The organism is Gilliamella sp. G0441 (assembly GCF_050589305.1).
Lineage (GTDB): Bacteria > Pseudomonadota > Gammaproteobacteria > Enterobacterales > Orbaceae > Gilliamella.
Genome location: NZ_JBNRJF010000010.1, coordinates 1 through 16618, shown reverse-complemented (window position 1 = coordinate 16618; position 16618 = coordinate 1). Strand labels below are relative to the sequence as shown.

The 16618-nt window shown below is 37.7% G+C and carries 11 protein-coding genes; 5 read left to right on the top strand and 6 right to left on the bottom strand.

The window, feature by feature from the left end; genetic code table 11:
- Positions 1-82: 82 nt before the first annotated feature.
- The gene (locus ACKJXD_RS09020) at positions 83-1519 is read left to right on the top strand and encodes a sigma-54 interaction domain-containing protein (RefSeq protein WP_430876137.1); all 1437 of its coding nucleotides are present in this window, start codon (positions 83-85) and stop codon (positions 1517-1519) included.
- Here ACKJXD_RS09020 and ACKJXD_RS09015 read toward each other — a convergent pair.
- Positions 1516-2721: an NAD(P)/FAD-dependent oxidoreductase gene (locus tag ACKJXD_RS09015; RefSeq protein WP_430876110.1), complete on the bottom strand. Its 1206-nt coding sequence runs from the start codon at positions 2719-2721 to the stop codon at positions 1516-1518. The two genes, ACKJXD_RS09020 and ACKJXD_RS09015, sit on opposite strands and share 4 nt — an antisense overlap.
- Positions 2722-3089: 368 nt before the next feature.
- On the opposite strand from ACKJXD_RS09015, the gene gltB reads away from it, so the two are divergent.
- Positions 3090-7547, top strand: coding sequence for a glutamate synthase large subunit (gltB, locus tag ACKJXD_RS09010; protein WP_430876109.1), 4458 nt, complete (start codon positions 3090-3092; stop codon positions 7545-7547).
- Positions 7548-7560: 13 nt separating this feature from the next.
- Entirely contained in the window at positions 7561-8973 is a 1413-nt protein-coding gene (locus tag ACKJXD_RS09005) for an FAD-dependent oxidoreductase (protein ID WP_430876108.1), read from the top strand.
- 235 nt (positions 8974-9208) lie between these two features.
- Here the strand turns inward: ACKJXD_RS09005 and ACKJXD_RS09000 are convergent, their stop codons facing one another.
- Both ACKJXD_RS09000 and mazG read right to left on the bottom strand, forming a co-directional pair.
- On the bottom strand, positions 9209-9646 hold the full coding sequence (locus ACKJXD_RS09000; RefSeq protein WP_065559718.1) for a hypothetical protein: 438 nt from the start codon (positions 9644-9646) through the stop codon (positions 9209-9211).
- Positions 9639-10436 carry a nucleoside triphosphate pyrophosphohydrolase gene (gene mazG, locus ACKJXD_RS08995; protein WP_430876107.1) on the bottom strand — a complete coding sequence of 266 codons (798 nt, stop codon included), beginning with the start codon at positions 10434-10436 and terminating at the stop codon, positions 9639-9641. Before mazG ends, ACKJXD_RS09000 begins: the two co-directional genes overlap by 8 nt.
- 227 nt (positions 10437-10663) lie before the next feature.
- On the opposite strand from mazG, the gene ACKJXD_RS08990 reads away from it, so the two are divergent.
- Both ACKJXD_RS08990 and ACKJXD_RS08985 read left to right on the top strand, forming a co-directional pair.
- The gene (locus tag ACKJXD_RS08990; protein ID WP_430876106.1) at positions 10664-12676 is read left to right on the top strand and encodes an OPT family oligopeptide transporter; all 2013 of its coding nucleotides are present in this window, start codon (positions 10664-10666) and stop codon (positions 12674-12676) included.
- Between the two features lie 283 nt (positions 12677-12959).
- Positions 12960-14882, top strand: coding sequence for an ABC transporter ATP-binding protein (locus ACKJXD_RS08985; RefSeq protein WP_430876105.1), 1923 nt, complete (start codon positions 12960-12962; stop codon positions 14880-14882).
- A gap of 181 nt (positions 14883-15063) precedes the next feature.
- Here ACKJXD_RS08985 and nusG read toward each other — a convergent pair whose 3' ends face one another.
- From nusG to ACKJXD_RS08970, 3 genes are all read right to left on the bottom strand, one after another.
- Positions 15064-15609 (bottom strand): transcription termination/antitermination protein NusG, encoded by a 546-nt coding sequence (gene nusG / locus ACKJXD_RS08980; protein WP_220215884.1) that lies wholly within the window; start codon positions 15607-15609, stop codon positions 15064-15066.
- A gap of 1 nt (position 15610) precedes the next feature.
- Positions 15611-16012: a preprotein translocase subunit SecE gene (gene secE, locus ACKJXD_RS08975; RefSeq protein WP_220215885.1), complete on the bottom strand. Its 402-nt coding sequence runs from the start codon at positions 16010-16012 to the stop codon at positions 15611-15613.
- 134 nt (positions 16013-16146) lie between these two features.
- The coding region (locus tag ACKJXD_RS08970) for an EF-Tu/IF-2/RF-3 family GTPase (RefSeq protein WP_430876104.1) at positions 16147-16618 on the bottom strand (472 nt) is incomplete at its 5' end.

Below are 16618 nucleotides of genomic sequence, written 5' to 3'. Positions count from 1 at the left end.
TGTCATTTTTTAGTGATAGTCGAAAGGTATTTAAATAAAAGTATGCTATTAAGCAATAATCCAAATTTTATAAGGTACTAATATCATGACAGTTGATCCTGAATTATTACAATCATTGGAAATATTTAAACATTTTTTTGATCTAATACATCAGCCAATGGCCATTATTGATAAAGAAGGTAAATATATTTACTACAATCAGGAAAGTGCAGAACTCGATGGCTATCCTCAAGATAAAGCTATAGGAAAACCATTGCTTAAAGTTTATCCTAATTTACAAAAAGAAGATAGTACTATGTTAAAAGCCTTGCTAGAAGGTAAGGAATATCTGGATAATTATCAATGCTATTATAATCATGTTGGTAAAGTTGTCGATTATTTGCATACCACGGTTCCACTTTACAATCATAACAAACAGATCATTGGCGCAATCGAAATCGGTCGAAATTTATCTAATGTAAGACAATTACAAGATCAAGTTTTTAAACTCAACAGCCGTTTATATCACAGTAAAGAACAATCACTTCCCGAAATCGTATTTGTATCTCAAAAAATGCAATCGGTCATTGATCAAACGAATATTTTAGGCGCTAATGATGTGCCGGTACTCATTGTTGGTGAGACAGGTACCGGTAAAGAACTCTTCGCCCATTTAATTCATCAAACTAGCGACCGCCGAGATAAAGCCTTTATATCACTCAATTGTAGTGCACTGCCTACTACGCTAATTGAAAGTACACTATTTGGTACTGTTAAAGGCGCCTTTACGGGAGCTGAAAATCGCCAAGGTTATCTAGAACTGGCTAACGGTGGCACACTATTTCTTGATGAACTAAACGCCATGCCACTTGAAATGCAAAGCAAGTTATTGCGATTTCTACAAGAAAAAACCTACTGGCGACTAGGTGGCAATAAAGAACTGCATTCTGATGTTCGCATTGTGGCCGCCATGAACGAATCACCAACTGATCTTTTAAAAAACGGTAAAATGCGCAGTGATCTGTTTTATCGATTAAATGTGGGATTAATAAAACTTCCTGCACTACGTGAACGGACAGAAGATATTCCTGTTTTAGCTCGCTATTTTATTGATAAACACCAAGATGAGATAAAAATAACCATCAGTGGTATAAGTAAGCATGCTTTGAAACAATTGATGTCAGCACCATGGCCAGGCAATGTACGTATGCTTGAAAATGCAATTGTCCGAAGTATGGTTTTACAAAATGAACCCGGAGAATTACAACATATCGTTCTTGATGAAGAGCTATTTGAAATTGAAAGCCCTCATCAGCAAGCAGATGTCATGACAAAAATCGATGATTCTGCCACAAATTTTTCTCGATTTAGGGATTTAACAACCCAAGTGGAAAACTATGAGCGACAATTGATTATCGATGCGTTAAATCAAGCTAACGGAAAAATTATCAATGCCGCTAAATTATTAAATGTTTCGCGTACTACATTACAATATAAGGTCAAAAAGTACCATATTCAAATGGGTGTAATGAATCATTAACATTGATGGCTAACAGTTTTTTCATCCAATGCCTTCGCACATGCAAAGGCACTGCTCCAAGCCCACTGAAAATTATAACCACCTAACCAACCCGTTACATCAACCACTTCGCCAATAAAATAAAGATTCGGCTGTGACTTGGTCGCCATTGTTTTTGATGATAATGCATCGGTACTCACCCCGCCTAATGTGACTTCAGCCGTTCGATACCCTTCGGTTCCGTTTGGTACAATATGCCACTTGGTTAATGTGTCAAAAAGACGCTGTTGTTGATGCAAATTGAGTTGTTTCACAGTGATATCTGTAATCATATCCAGTTGTATCAATGCTTCTACTACTCTTTTAGGTAAAATTTGTGCTAAACAATTTTTCAAAGTCTGGTTACGATTTTTTTCTAATAACGGTTTAAATGATGATTCAAATGTCATATCTGGTAATAAGTTGATCGTAATGGGTTCACCCACTCGCCAATAGTTGGATATCTGTAAAATGGCGGGGCCTGAAAGCCCTCGATGAGTAAATAATAAATTTTCTTTAAAATGCATTTGCTCATAAGTCACTTCAACCGGAATAGAAATACCGGATAGTTGCGATAACACATCTAATAAGGGTTTATGTAAGGTAAAAGGCACCAGCCCAGCTTTGACCGGTACAATTGGAATGGAAAATTTTTCTGCCACTTTATAACCTATTGAAGTCATACCGAGTGCTGGCATCGATAACCCGCCTGTAGCAATAATCAGGTTTTGACAACTCAGCATACCTTGCGAAGTCTGCAATTTAAATCCATCTTCAACCGCTTCGACGTCATCTAATTGCGTTTGCATCATTAGGTTAACTTTTCCTTTTTGACACTCGCTAAGCAGCATATCGACAATATCTTTGGCTGAATTATCACAAAACAACTGACCATGATCTTTTTCATGATAAGCAATATTATATTGATTAACTAATTGGATAAAATCCCATTGGTTAAATCGTTTCAAGGCTGATTTACAAAAATGACGATTTTCAGAAATGTAATGGTGCGCATCCACATCAAGATTAGTAAAATTACATTTTCCGCCACCCGACATTAAGATCTTTCGTCCCGGTTTTTTTCCGTTATCAATAACGGTCACACGATGCCCTTTTTGCCCTAATAATCCAGCACAAAATAGACCCGCAGCCCCTGCTCCAACAATTGTAATATTAGTTTGCATAATTAATAGTTAAAAATAAGCGTTGATAAATTATAACAGCATCAGTTCTGGATGTGACATTCTCTATGAGTTTATAGATTTAAACATACACTAAAAATGAAAGTTTTTTACAAATAAGAAAAAGAATTTATGATTATTATACAATTTATTTTAAAAATGACGCATTAATAAAGAATAAATAGTTTAATAATCAATGAAATAAAATTAATTATTAGCTTCATTAATAACTCCAGTACAACTTATTAAAAGATTGACTTATAAGTAATATTTATTTGACCAAAATAGCATTTTTCTTTAATTTCTTAGCCAATATGGGATTAATGCCTATACCTTCACAAATTATAAAGCGATGAATTAGAGGCAATGATATGTTATATAACCAGCATCATGAAAAAGATAACTGCGGATTTGGTCTGATTGCTCATATTGAAGGGCAACCAAGTCATAAAGTGGTGCGCACCGCTATTCACGGATTAGCAAGAATGCAGCATCGAGGCGCAATCTTATCTGACGGTAAAACCGGCGATGGCTGTGGACTTTTATTACAAAAACCAGATCGATTTTTTAGATTAGTAGCGCAAGACGCAGGTTGGCGTTTAGCAACTAATTATGCGGTAGGCATGCTGTTTCTTAGCCAAGATGAGCAAGAAGCACAAGCAAGCCGTCAGATTGTAGAAGAGGAATTAGCTGACGAAACGCTATCAATATTAGGTTGGCGAGAAGTGCCTATTGATAAAAGTGTTTTAGGTGAAATTGCATTATCTTCACTGCCTAAAATTGAACAAGTCTTTGTCAATGCGCCAGCAGGATGGACGAAAATTGATTTAGAACGCCGTTTATATATGGTTCGCCGTCGCATTGAAAAACGCGTACAAGACGACACCTTTTATGTTTGTAGCTTTTCGAATCAGGTTAATATCTACAAAGGCTTATGTATGCCTAAAGATTTGCCTCGATTCTATTTAGATTTAGCCGATATTCGAATGGAAACGGCGATTTGTTTATTCCATCAACGTTTTTCAACCAATACCGTTCCACGTTGGCCACTTGCTCAACCGTTTAGACATTTAGCGCATAATGGTGAAATCAATACCATTGAAGGCAATCGTCAATGGGCAAAAGCCCGTTCCTATAAATTTAAAACACCACTGATTCCTGATTTACAAAATGCAGCTCCGTTTGTGAATGTCACAGGGTCTGATTCCAGTTCACTGGATAACATGTTAGAACTGTTCCTTGTCGGTGGGATGGATATTGTCAGGGCGATGCGCTTATTAGTACCACCGGCATGGCAAAATAATCCCGATATGAATGAAGATCTTCGTGCCTTCTTTGACTTTAATTCGATGCATATGGAACCGTGGGATGGCCCAGCAGGTATTGTTATGTCAGACGGTCGCTATGCCGCATGTAATTTAGATCGAAATGGCTTACGTCCTGCTCGTTATGTTATTACCACCGATAAACTCATTACCTGTGCTTCTGAAATTGGTATTTGGGATTATCAACCTGATGAAGTCGTCAGCAAAGGACGAGTTGGGCCGGGTGAGTTATTAGTTATCGATACCGAAGAAGGTCGTATCTTACAATCTTCTGAAACGGACAATGACTTACAAAAACGTCATCCTTATAAAGAATGGATGGCAAAAAATGTTAAACAGCTTATCCCTTTTGAAAGTCTACCTGATGAAAACATTGGCTCACGTGATTACGATGACACTTTACTAGCTACTTACCAAAAACAGTTTGGTTATAGTGCAGAAGAAATTGATCAATGTATTCGTGTCTTAGGTGAAAATGGGCAAGAAGCAACAGGTTCAATGGGCGATGATACGCCATTTGCTGTCTTATCAAGTAAACCTCGATTAATCTATGATTATTTTCGTCAAAAATTTGCGCAGGTAACCAATCCGCCTATTGATCCATTACGTGAAGCTCACGTCATGTCGCTATCAACTAGCATTGGTCGCGAGATGAATGTCTTTGCTGAAGCCGAAGGTCAAGCACATCGAGTCGCGTTTAAATACCCTGTTTTGGTTTACTCTGATTTCCAACAATTAACTGCATTGGAATCACGTTACTATCAATCAGAAACACTAGATATTACTTACGAAATCGATGGTAGCTTGCGTGACGCCATTGAACAATTATGCGGTGATGCCGAAGCCAAAGTACGTAATGGTACCGTATTAATCATTTTATCTGATAAAAATATCGCAGCCGATCGATTACCGATTCCTGCCCCAATGGCTGTAGGTGCAGTACAGCAACGTCTAGTTGAAAAAAACTTACGCTGTGATGCCAATATTATTGTTGAAACCGCAAGCTGTCGCGATCCACACCAATTTGCCGTGCTGCTTGGTTTTGGTGCAACGGCTATCTATCCTTATTTAGCTTACGAAACCCTAGCCCAAATGGTCGACAATGGCACGATAAATAAGTCTTACCGTGAAGCCATTATCAACTACCGCAATGGTATTAATAAAGGCTTGTACAAAATCATGTCTAAAATGGGGATATCCACTGTCGCCTCGTACCGCTGCTCAAAACTTTTTGAAGCGGTTGGTCTGCATAAAGATGTGGTAGAACTCTGTTTCCAAGGTGTGACTAGCCGTATTAGTGGTGCAAATTTTGATGATTTTGCTCAAGATCAGTTCAATTTATCGAAAAAAGCATGGTTACGCCGTAAACCATTAGACCAAGGTGGTTTACTCAAATTTGTCCATGGCGGCGAATATCACGCTTATAATCCCGATGTAGTTCAATCGTTACAAAAAGCGGTTAACAATGGGCGTTACGAAGATTATAAGCTTTATACCGATATCGTTAATAATCGCCCGCCAGCGACATTACGGGATTTATTAAAACTTAATCCCCCTGAAAATACAGCAATTTCGTTAGATCAGGTTGAACCTGAAGAGTCACTATTCAAACGTTTTGATTCGGCGGCGATGTCAATTGGTGCATTAAGTCCTGAAGCTCATGAATCGCTTGCTGAAGCAATGAACACATTAGGTGGCTATTCTAATTCAGGTGAAGGAGGTGAAGATCCTGCTCGGTATAACAGTATAAAAGTGTCACGCATAAAACAAGTCGCATCAGGTCGATTTGGTGTAACGCCGGGTTATTTAATGAGTGCTGATGTGATTCAGATCAAAGTAGCGCAAGGTGCAAAACCGGGTGAAGGCGGTCAATTACCAGGTGACAAAGTAACCCCTTACATAGCTAAATTACGTTTTTCCGTACCCGGAGTGACATTAATCTCGCCACCACCGCATCACGATATTTATTCAATCGAAGATTTGGCACAGTTGATCTTTGATCTAAAACAGATTAACCCTCAAGCAATGATTTCGGTGAAATTAGTGTCCGAACCTGGTGTAGGAACTATTGCAACTGGGGTCGCAAAAGCTTATGCCGATTTGATCACGATTTCGGGATATGATGGTGGTACCGGTGCTAGCCCATTAACGTCAGTCAAATATGCTGGCTCACCATGGGAACTGGGTTTAGTTGAAACACAACAATCATTGGTTGCTAATGGTTTACGTCACAAAATTCGTTTACAGGTTGACGGTGGGTTAAAAACCGGTACAGACATTGTAAAAGCGGCAATTTTAGGTGCTGAAAGTTTCGGCTTTGGTACGGGGCCAATGGTGGCTTTAGGTTGTAAATATCTACGTATTTGCCATTTAAATAACTGTGCCACAGGTGTTGCGACACAAGATGAAAAATTACGTAGTGACCATTACCATGGTTTACCTGAAAAAGCGATGAACTATTTCCGTTTTATTGCACGTAACACAAGGGAAGTCATGGCAGAACTTGGCGTAAGTCGAATTGTTGATTTAATTGGACGTACCGATTTACTGTTAGAGCTTGATGGTATTACGGCTAAACAACAAAAACTGGATTTATCAGGATTACTTGAAACTGCGACACCAGTAGAAGGCAAACCCGTCTACTGTATTGAAGATAATAAACCGTTTGATAAAGGTGTATTGAATAAAGAAATTATTACTCAAGCACAACAATTTGTGGATAATCGTCAAAGTAAAAGTTTCTACTTTGATATTCAAAATACTGATCGTTCGGTGGGAACTAGCTTATCAGGTTATATTGCCAAAAAATATGGCGATCAAGGTTTAGTTGCCGATCCAATTTCACTCAATTTCACCGGTACTGCCGGGCAAAGCTTTGGTGTTTGGAATGCTGGTGGCGTAAATTTAACCCTAACAGGTGATGCCAATGACTACGTTGGTAAAGGCATGGCTGGGGGTCGCATCGTCATTCGACCACCTCAAGGCTCGGCATTTTTAAGTCATGAAGCAACCATTGCCGGTAACACCTGTCTATATGGTGCAACAGGCGGTAAATTGTTTGCAGCAGGACGTGCTGGTGAACGTTTTGCCGTACGTAACTCTGGTGCAATTAGCGTGGTTGAAGGTATCGGCGATAACGGCTGTGAATATATGACAGGTGGCATTGTCTGTGTCTTAGGTAAAACTGGTGTTAACTTTGGTGCTGGCATGACTGGTGGATTTGCTTATATTTTAGATGCCGATGGTGATTTCCATAAACGGATTAACCAAGAACTTGTTGAAATGTTAAACGTTGCTGATTATTCGATTCATGAAGAGCATCTACGAGGCTTAATCATGGAACATGCTCAACTAACCCACTCTTCACGTGCTGAAGAAATTTTAGCTAACTGGGAAGATTTCGCTAAACAATTTGTATTAGTTAAACCTAAATCCAGTGATGTAAAAGCGCTGCTCGGTCATCGAAGCCGATCATCAGCAGAACTTCATGTTCAAGCACAATAAGGAGAGCACGGAAATGAGTCAAAATGTTTATCAGTTCATCGATTTACAACGTGTTGATCCACCTAAAAAATCGTTGAATATTCGAAAAATAGAGTTTGTTGAAATTTATGAGGGATTCTCGGCTTCACAATCACAAGCCCAAGCCGATCGCTGCTTAGCGTGTGGGAATCCTTATTGTGAATGGCGTTGTCCTGTTCATAACTATATACCTAATTGGCTAAAACTGGTGAATGAAGGCAAAATTTTAGAAGCGGTTGAGCTTTCTCATCAAACAAACAGTCTACCAGAAGTGTGTGGTCGGGTTTGCCCTCAAGATCGGCTTTGTGAAGGCTCATGTACTTTAAATGCTGAGTTCGGTGCAGTAACTATTGGTAACATTGAACGTTATATTACCGATGAAGCCTTTAAACTGGGTTGGAAGCCTAACTTGTCTAATGTTGAAAAAACAGGGTTAAAAGTTGCAATCATTGGTGCAGGGCCAGCAGGACTTGCATGTGCTGATGTGTTAGTCCGTAATGGTGTGACGCCCGTTGTTTTTGACCGTCATCCTGAAATAGGTGGACTATTAACCTTTGGTATTCCTGCCTTTAAATTAGATAAAGAAGTGTTGATTAATCGTCGACGTATCTTTACCGACATGGGTATTGAATTTCGGCTGAATACCGAAGTGGGGAAAACGGTACAATTAACGGACTTGCTCAATGAATTTGATGCTATTTTTGTTGGAACCGGTACTTATCAATCAATGCGAGCCGGTCTAATGAATGAAGATGCGGATGGTGTTTATGATGCCCTTCCATTTTTAATTGCCAATACCAAACATATTATGAAGCATAATCAAAGCGATGATACGCCTTACATTGACATGAAAAATAAGCGTGTTGTGGTTTTAGGCGGTGGTGATACTGCAATGGACTGTGTACGGACGTCAATTCGTCAAGGTGCAATTGAAGTCACCTGTGCTTATCGTCGAGATGAAGCCAATATGCCCGGCTCTAAACGAGAAGTAAAAAATGCGAAAGAAGAAGGTGCACAATTCCAATTTAATGTGCAACCCCTCAGTATTGAAATTAACAATACAGGTCAAGTTACTGGTGTCAAAATGGTTAGAACAGAACTCGGTCAACCCGATGCAAATGGTCGCCGTTCGCCAGTGATTATCGAAGGATCTGAATTCATACTTCCTGCCGATGCTGTTATTATGGCATTTGGTTTTAGACCTCATTCCATGCCTTGGTTAGCAGAACATGGTGTCAATTTTGATACTCAAGGTCGTATTGTTGCCCCAGAAATTAAAGGCTACCAAACCAGCCATCCAAAAATCTTTGCTGGTGGTGATGCAGTAAGAGGATCGGATTTAGTGGTGACTGCTATTAGCGAAGGTCGCAAAGCGGCAGATGGGATTTTAGATTATTTAGAAGTATAAAGCGATTGACTAAGTTAACCTTATGCCCATTTCCTACAGAGTGGGAGTAGGGTTTACTACTCAATATTTATTGATCTGTCTAAACCATAACGTTTATTGATTACAACCTAAATATCGTCATTTATCGGGTAGAAATCGCCAATGCATATTCACTTTGATAATTGGCATTAAATTACCATTAGCTGATACTATGAATTTGTATCAGCTAATACCCTTTAATTATTGGATTATCTGGCTATAAATAGACAACCTGAGAACCATTTTCAGGATTTTTAGTCGCCTCAGCAAACCCTTCTAAGAAAAAGGCAAGATGATCTGCTTCATCCCCTAAAAGGCGCCCTTTGACTTTATTCCAAGTTAATAACACGATAGCCGCTTGTGGTTCACAACTAATTAACATCGGTTGTTCAAGTTCTTCATTCCAATAAAACTCACCGCCGTATAATTTTTGGGCTGTCAGTAATAAGTAACATCCATACTCTTGAGCAATCATATTAAGCTGTTCTTCAGGAATACTAAAATTTTTCTCAGCTAATTCACCAATAATCATTTCAACAACAGAAATACTTTTTTCGGAATAATCGAGCTGGTTAATACTCCACGTTGGACTATGTAAAATGGCATTTTGTGCCCATGCTTCGATTTCTTGATATAATTCATTTTTTTCAGTCATATTTATTTACTTCGCTAGTTGATATTTCCAATTGTTTAACAAGTTGCCATGCGGCTTCCATTTCTTCAAGTGTTGCATCCGATAAACGACGATTATTTTGTTTCAGTATTGCTTCAACTTGTTTAAATCGACGTTCAAATTTATGATTTGCCCGTTGTAAACAGAGCTCCGATTTAACTTTTAGATGTCTGGCTAAATTGACGGTCGCAAAAAACAGATCCCCTAGTTCTTCCTCGATTTTTGATTGATCTTGTACCGTTTTATTTAGCTCATGTTCTACTTCGTCGAGCTCTTCCTTAACTTTATCTAAAACTGGTGTTAACTCCTGCCAATCAAACCCAACCGATGCACAACGTTTTTGGATTTTTTCGGCTTTCATTAAAGCAGGAATGGCGTTAGGTATATCATCTAACAATGAGTATTGTGCGCGCTCGTCACGCTCTTTTTGTTTTAATTGTTCCCAATTCGGTTTTTCAGTTGTCTTATCATCAAAAATATGCGGATGACGACTAACTAATTTATCAGCAACAGCTTGACAGATATCCTCAAAATCAAACTGACCTTGTTCACTGGCAAGATCGGCGTAAAAAACAATTTGAAACAATAAATCGCCCAATTCTTTTTTGAGTTCATTCATATCCTGTTTATCTATCGCATCAAGAACTTCATAAGTTTCTTCTAGTGTATAAGATTTTAATGAATCAAAAGTCTGCACGCGATCCCATTCACAACCCTCAATGGGGTCGCGCAATTGTTTAGTAATCGCTAATAAACGTTTGAGCTGTTCCACAATTTATCTCACCATAAATAATATGAAATTATTCGGATCAGTGTAACACAATTTTAAATTATTTTTATTTTCAAAAGTTGGTTCATGCTCAGCATAAACAATTGATCATATTTTCATCTAAAATACGCAGAAAAAAAATCAAATCAAATGAGTTAACATAACTTCTAGCCCATCAAGATGAATTAAGTATATAATAACCGCATATTGAATTAACTTTACGATAATATATGAATAATTTACGAGAACTTACACTTCGAGGCACAATTCTTGGTGCTCTTATTACAATTATATTTACTGCATCAAATGTGTATCTAGGTTTAAAAGTCGGATTAACCTTTTCATCGGCTATTCCTGCAGCTGTCATCTCAATGGCAATCTTAAAACTGTTTTCAGGATCAACCATATTAGAAAATAACATGGTGCAAACTCAAGCTTCTGCTGCCGGAACGCTATCATCTATTATTTTCGTTCTACCTGGATTATTGATGATTGGTTACTGGCAAGATTTTCCATTTTGGTTAACTTTTGCCATTTGTGCCGCAGGGGGAATGCTTGGGGTACTATTCTCAATTCCATTGCGACATGTGATGGTAGTCAAAAGTACATTACCTTACCCTGAAGGTGTTGCTGCCGCTGAGATTTTAAAAGCAGGCTCGAAAACAGACAGTAATGATGACTCTGCCAACGAAGGATTGAAAGATATTTTAGTGGGAGGCGTTATCGCTTCTACTGTCAGTTTATTGACCAATGGTTTTCGGGTTTTATCTGAAAGCGCTTCATACTGGTTTACCGGTGGAAAATCGATTTTTCAATTACCTATGGGGTTCTCATTAGCACTTCTTAGTGCAGGTTACTTGATTGGAATTGTATCTGGGATTGCCGTTTTAATAGGAACCATTATTGCCTGGGGATTTGGAATTCCAATTTTAAGTGCAATGACAGATTATGATACAACGCAACCACTGGCAAATATTGCAATGGGACTTTGGGCTAAAGATATCCGTTTTATTGGCGCAGGAACGATTGCTATTGCGGCAATTTGGACATTATTAACCTTAATCAAACCAGTTATTGAAGGTTTAAAAACATCATTCAAAACGTTACGTTCAGATGTATCTGTAAATGATATTGCACCGACAGAACGTGATCTATCACCTAAATCAATCTTTTTGATTATGGCAGGTATGGTTATTATTTTAGTTGCTACGTTTTACTCATTTATTTCAGATAGTGGGTTATCGACGGGCGTTGCATGGATACTGGTTATTTGTGCTGTTTTATTTGCTTTTATTATGGGCTTTCTTGTTGCAGCTGCTTGCGGATATATGGCAGGATTAGTCGGATCGTCAGCTAGCCCTATTTCAGGTATTGCAATTGTTGCCGCTATCGTGATATCACTTATCTTACTTGGATTAGGCGAAGCAAATAATATACTTTCCACGGCTGAAGGCACAAACTTTGCGACAGCCTTAGCGCTATTCACAACCAGCGCAGTATTAGCCGTTGCTTGTATCTCAAATGATAACTTGCAAGATCTTAAAACAGGTTACTTGGTTAATGCCACACCTTGGAAACAACAAGTTGCATTACTAATAGGCTGTGTTGTTGGTGCCATTGTTATCGCACCTATTTTAGAAATTCTTTATAACGCATATGGTTTCACGGGCGCATTACCACGACCAGATATGGATCAATCACAAGTTTTAGCTGCACCTCAAGCAACACTGATGACAACCATTGCCAAAGGAATCTTTTCACATAAACTTGATTGGACAATGATTCTAATTGGATTAGTCGTTGGAACCGTGATTATTATCATTGATCTTCTTTTGGCGAAAGCAAAATGTAAATTTCGCTTACCCGCACTAGCTGTCGGTTTAGGTATCTATTTACCACCAACGATTACTGCCCCAATTTTTGTCGGTACATTGCTATCATGGATAATTAAACGTAATGCTTACGCTAAAGCTCAAAAATACAATTTAAATCCTGAAGAACAATTTAAAAAAGTGGATCGTAAAGCGGCATTAATTTCTTCGGGATTAATAGTTGGTGAAAGCTTAGTTGGTGTCTTATTAGCGATCGTTATTGTTATTAGTATCACGCAAGGTAAAGGTGAAGCTCCATTAGCAATCGAGGCTGATTTAGGCTTCTTACCACAATATTTAGGTTTAGCTGTCTTTGTGGGTATTTGCTTATATATTATTCGGCGAGCATTATCCGCAATTAAAAAACAGTAATAATTTATATTTATAATTAAGCCCTTTATTGCTTAAAATAGAGGGCTTGATAAAATTTAAACCCTCACTATATATAAATTATTATCCTACTTTTCTGACTAGATTAAATAATAACCTTTTCCCTATCTGGAAATATTCAATAGCACGCTCAACCAATTATTGCCACAAGTTAAATTTTAAAATAATGAAACTTTCACTTTGCCCATTAAACTTTTTCATTTTGCATAACTTTCAATATTTGTTAGCATAACCCAATTTATTTTACATATTAAACAGCAAAATCATGATAGTATTTGATTCCATTCAAGTTCGCTTAGGCATTAATCTACTTTTAGATAATGCCTCTGCTACCATTAATCCTAAACAAAAAGTAGGGTTAGTTGGGAAAAATGGTTGCGGAAAGTCAACCCTCTTCTCATTAATAAAAGGCGAAATTCAAACGGATGCAGGCAGCTTAAGTTTTCCATCACAATGGCAATTAGCTTGGGTTAACCAAGAAACACCAGCGTTGGATATACCCGCTATTGAATATGCTATTGATGGTGATCGTGAATATCGACAGCTAGAACAAAAGCTAGCTATCGCCAACCAACACAATAATGGTGAGCAAATTGCTAATATTCATGAAAAACTGGATAACATTGATGCATGGACGATACGAGCAAGAGCCGCCACATTATTACATGGTTTAGGATTTTCTAACGAGCAACTACAATTACCAGTTAAATCCTATTCAGGTGGTTGGCGTATGCGTTTAAATCTAGCTCAAGCACTCATGTGTCGTTCAGATCTACTACTACTTGATGAACCAACCAATCACCTTGACTTAGATGCGGTTATTTGGCTAGAAAAATGGCTGAGTAATTATCAAGGTACATTAATTTTAATCTCACATGATCGTGATTTTTTAGATCCATTAGTCAATAAAATTATTCATATTGAACAAAAAAGTTTGTTTGAATATACCGGTAACTATTCATCATTTGAAGTTCAACGTGCAACTAAATTAGCGCAGCAACAATCTCTTTATGAAAGCCAACAACAAAAAGTCGCACATTTACAAAGTTACATAGACCGCTTTAGAGCCAAAGCAACCAAAGCCAAACAAGCTCAAAGTAGAATAAAAATGCTAGAAAAAATGGAACTCATTGCCCCTGCACATGTAGACAATCCTTTTCATTTTAATTTTAAACCTTCTGAATTTTTGCCAAGTCCATTACTGATGATGGACAAAGTTGTGGCAGGCTACGATGATAAAATCGTGCTTGAAAAAATTAAATTAAATCTTGTTCCGGGTTCACGCATAGGCTTACTGGGTCGTAATGGTGCTGGTAAATCAACCTTAATAAAATTATTAGCGGGCGAACTTCAACCTAAAGAGGGGCATATTAATCTCGCTAAAGGTGTTCAATTAGGCTATTTTGCTCAACATCAATTGGAATATTTACGTGCCGATGAATCACCACTTTGGCATTTAACTCAGCTTGCTGATCCAAAAATAACAGAACAGGAATTGCGTAACTATCTGGGTGGATTTGATTTTCATGGTGATAAAGTGAATGAACCAGTTAAAACATTTTCGGGCGGTGAAAAAGCTCGATTGGTTTTAGCGCTAATTGTGTGGCAAAAACCGAATCTATTATTACTTGATGAACCCACTAACCATTTGGATTTAGATATGCGTCAGGCATTAACTGAAGCACTTATAGGCTTTGAAGGTGCTTTAGTCGTTGTATCGCATGATCGCCATTTATTACGCTCAACAACGGATGAATTTTATTTAGTGCATGATCACAAAGTCGAACCATTTGATGGCGATCTTGATGATTACCAAAAATGGCTTACTGAAGAACAAAAAAAAGAAAATAAACCGGAAACCGTTAACGTAGCCAGTAAAAATGATAGCATTCAAAATGTTTCGGCGACAGATCGCAAAGAACAAAAACGCCGTGAAGCAGAATTAAGAGCACAAATGCAACCCATTAAAAAAGAGTTACAAAAAATGGAGCAAAAACTTGAGCTATTAACTGAGCAATTACAAAATATTGAACAGCTACTAGCAGATCCAGCTATTTATGAAAACGATAAAAAAACAGCGTTGACCGAATTGCTGTTAAAACAAAGCAAAATTAAAAGTGAACAAGAAGACACTGAAATGAACTGGTTAGATTTACAACAACAACTTGAAGATTTTCAATTAAACTAACTTTCACTTATTAGGTATAAAAAAGAAGTGCACAAAATATTAAGAGCATGAGCCTTAATTCAATACTGATAAATGTCAGGTAGTTAAACGTATTTCAACTGTTTATTCTGTGCAAAAAAAAATCACAGTTTTTTTGCTGTGATTTTTTATTCTTAATTGAACTAAACTTATTCAATTAAAATTAACTTTTTTCGACTTGACTAAAATCAAGCTCAACAGGTGTTGAACGTCCAAAGATTGAAACTGAAACTTTCAGGCGACTTTTTTCATAATCAACTTCTTCAACTACACCATTAAAGTCTGCAAATGGACCATCATTAACGCGTACCAATTCGCCTGGCTCAAACAACGTTTTAGGACGAGGTTTATCGCCAACTTGTTGTAAACGATTCATGATAGCATCAACTTCACGTTGGCTTATTGGCGCAGGTCTGTCAGAAGTACCGCCAATAAATCCCATGGTTCTTGGTACGCTTTTAACTAAGTGCCAAGTTGCATCATTCATCAACATCTCAACTAAAACATAACCCGGAAAAAATTTACGTTCACTTTTACGTCGTTGACCACTTTTCATCTCAACAACTTCTTCGGTAGGCACAAGCACTTCACCAAAAGAATCGTCCATATTATGTAATTTGATGTATTCACGTAATGATTGTGCAACACGTGCTTCATAGCCAGAATAGGCTTGAATAACATACCAGCGTTTTTGTTGTACTTCACTCATATTAACGACCTATTGATGTTAAAATTAAGACAACCCAACGGAATAAATTATCCATTCCCCAAAGGGCTAAACCAACGACTACTGTAACAGCTACAACGAGCAAAGTTGTCTGTGTAGCATCTTTACGAGAAGGCCATACCACTTTTCTTAACTCTTTTCTTGATTCTTGCAAAAATACAAGGAATGACTTACCCTTGTTAGTTGTAACTGCAATAAATAAAGTCAACAGTGAAATCACACTAACCGCAATAATACGGACAATCGTATTAGGTTGATATATATCATTAGGTCTAGCAAAATAAAAATTTCCCCAGACAATAAACGCAAGCAATACTAGAATTAAAATCCACTTGAATTTATCTAGATTCCTGTTTTTATCTTGACTCTCGTTACTTACCAGCATATAAAACCTATTAGTATGTTATTTATAATAATATCTATTTTCCAAAATGTTCTTTTTGGTAAAAACATTTTGCTAAACAGACCAGACAAGAAAGGGCATCACATGATACCCTTTCAAAAGTTATTAAATATAAATTATTTAATAACCTTAGCAACAACACCCGCACCAACAGTACGACCACCTTCACGAATCGCAAAACGTAAACCTTCTGCCATCGCGATTGGGTGAATTAATGATACTGACATTTTGATGTTATCGCCTGGCATTACCATTTCTACGCCTTCCGGTAATTCGATTGTACCAGTCACGTCAGTTGTACGGAAGTAGAACTGTGGACGGTAACCTTTGAAGAATGGAGTGTGACGACCACCTTCATCTTTACTTAAGATATACACTTCTGATTCGAAATCAGTATGTGGGGTGATTGAACCTGGTTTTGCTAATACTTGACCACGTTCGATTTCTTCACGTTTAGTACCACGAAGTAATACACCTACGTTTTCACCAGCACGACCTTCGTCTAGTAATTTACGGAACATTTCAACACCAGTACAAGTTGTTTTTGCTGTTGGTTTGATACCAACGATTTCAACATCTTCACCAACT

Bases quoted from the DNA above. Each gene is read 5' to 3' on its own strand.
- ACKJXD_RS09015 (WP_430876110.1), bottom strand. From the start codon at position 2,721: ATGCAAACTAATATTACAATTGTTGGAGCAGGGGCTGCGGGTCTATTT.
- gltB (WP_430876109.1), top strand. From the start codon at position 3,090: ATGTTATATAACCAGCATCATGAAAAAGATAACTGCGGATTTGGTCTG.
- ACKJXD_RS09005 (WP_430876108.1), top strand. From the start codon at position 7,561: ATGAGTCAAAATGTTTATCAGTTCATCGATTTACAACGTGTTGATCCA.
- ACKJXD_RS09000 (WP_065559718.1), bottom strand. From the start codon at position 9,646: ATGACTGAAAAAAATGAATTATATCAAGAAATCGAAGCATGGGCACAA.
- ACKJXD_RS08990 (WP_430876106.1), top strand. From the start codon at position 10,664: ATGAATAATTTACGAGAACTTACACTTCGAGGCACAATTCTTGGTGCT.
- ACKJXD_RS08985 (WP_430876105.1), top strand. From the start codon at position 12,960: ATGATAGTATTTGATTCCATTCAAGTTCGCTTAGGCATTAATCTACTT.
- nusG (WP_220215884.1), bottom strand. From the start codon at position 15,609: ATGAGTGAAGTACAACAAAAACGCTGGTATGTTATTCAAGCCTATTCT.
- secE (WP_220215885.1), bottom strand. From the start codon at position 16,012: ATGCTGGTAAGTAACGAGAGTCAAGATAAAAACAGGAATCTAGATAAA.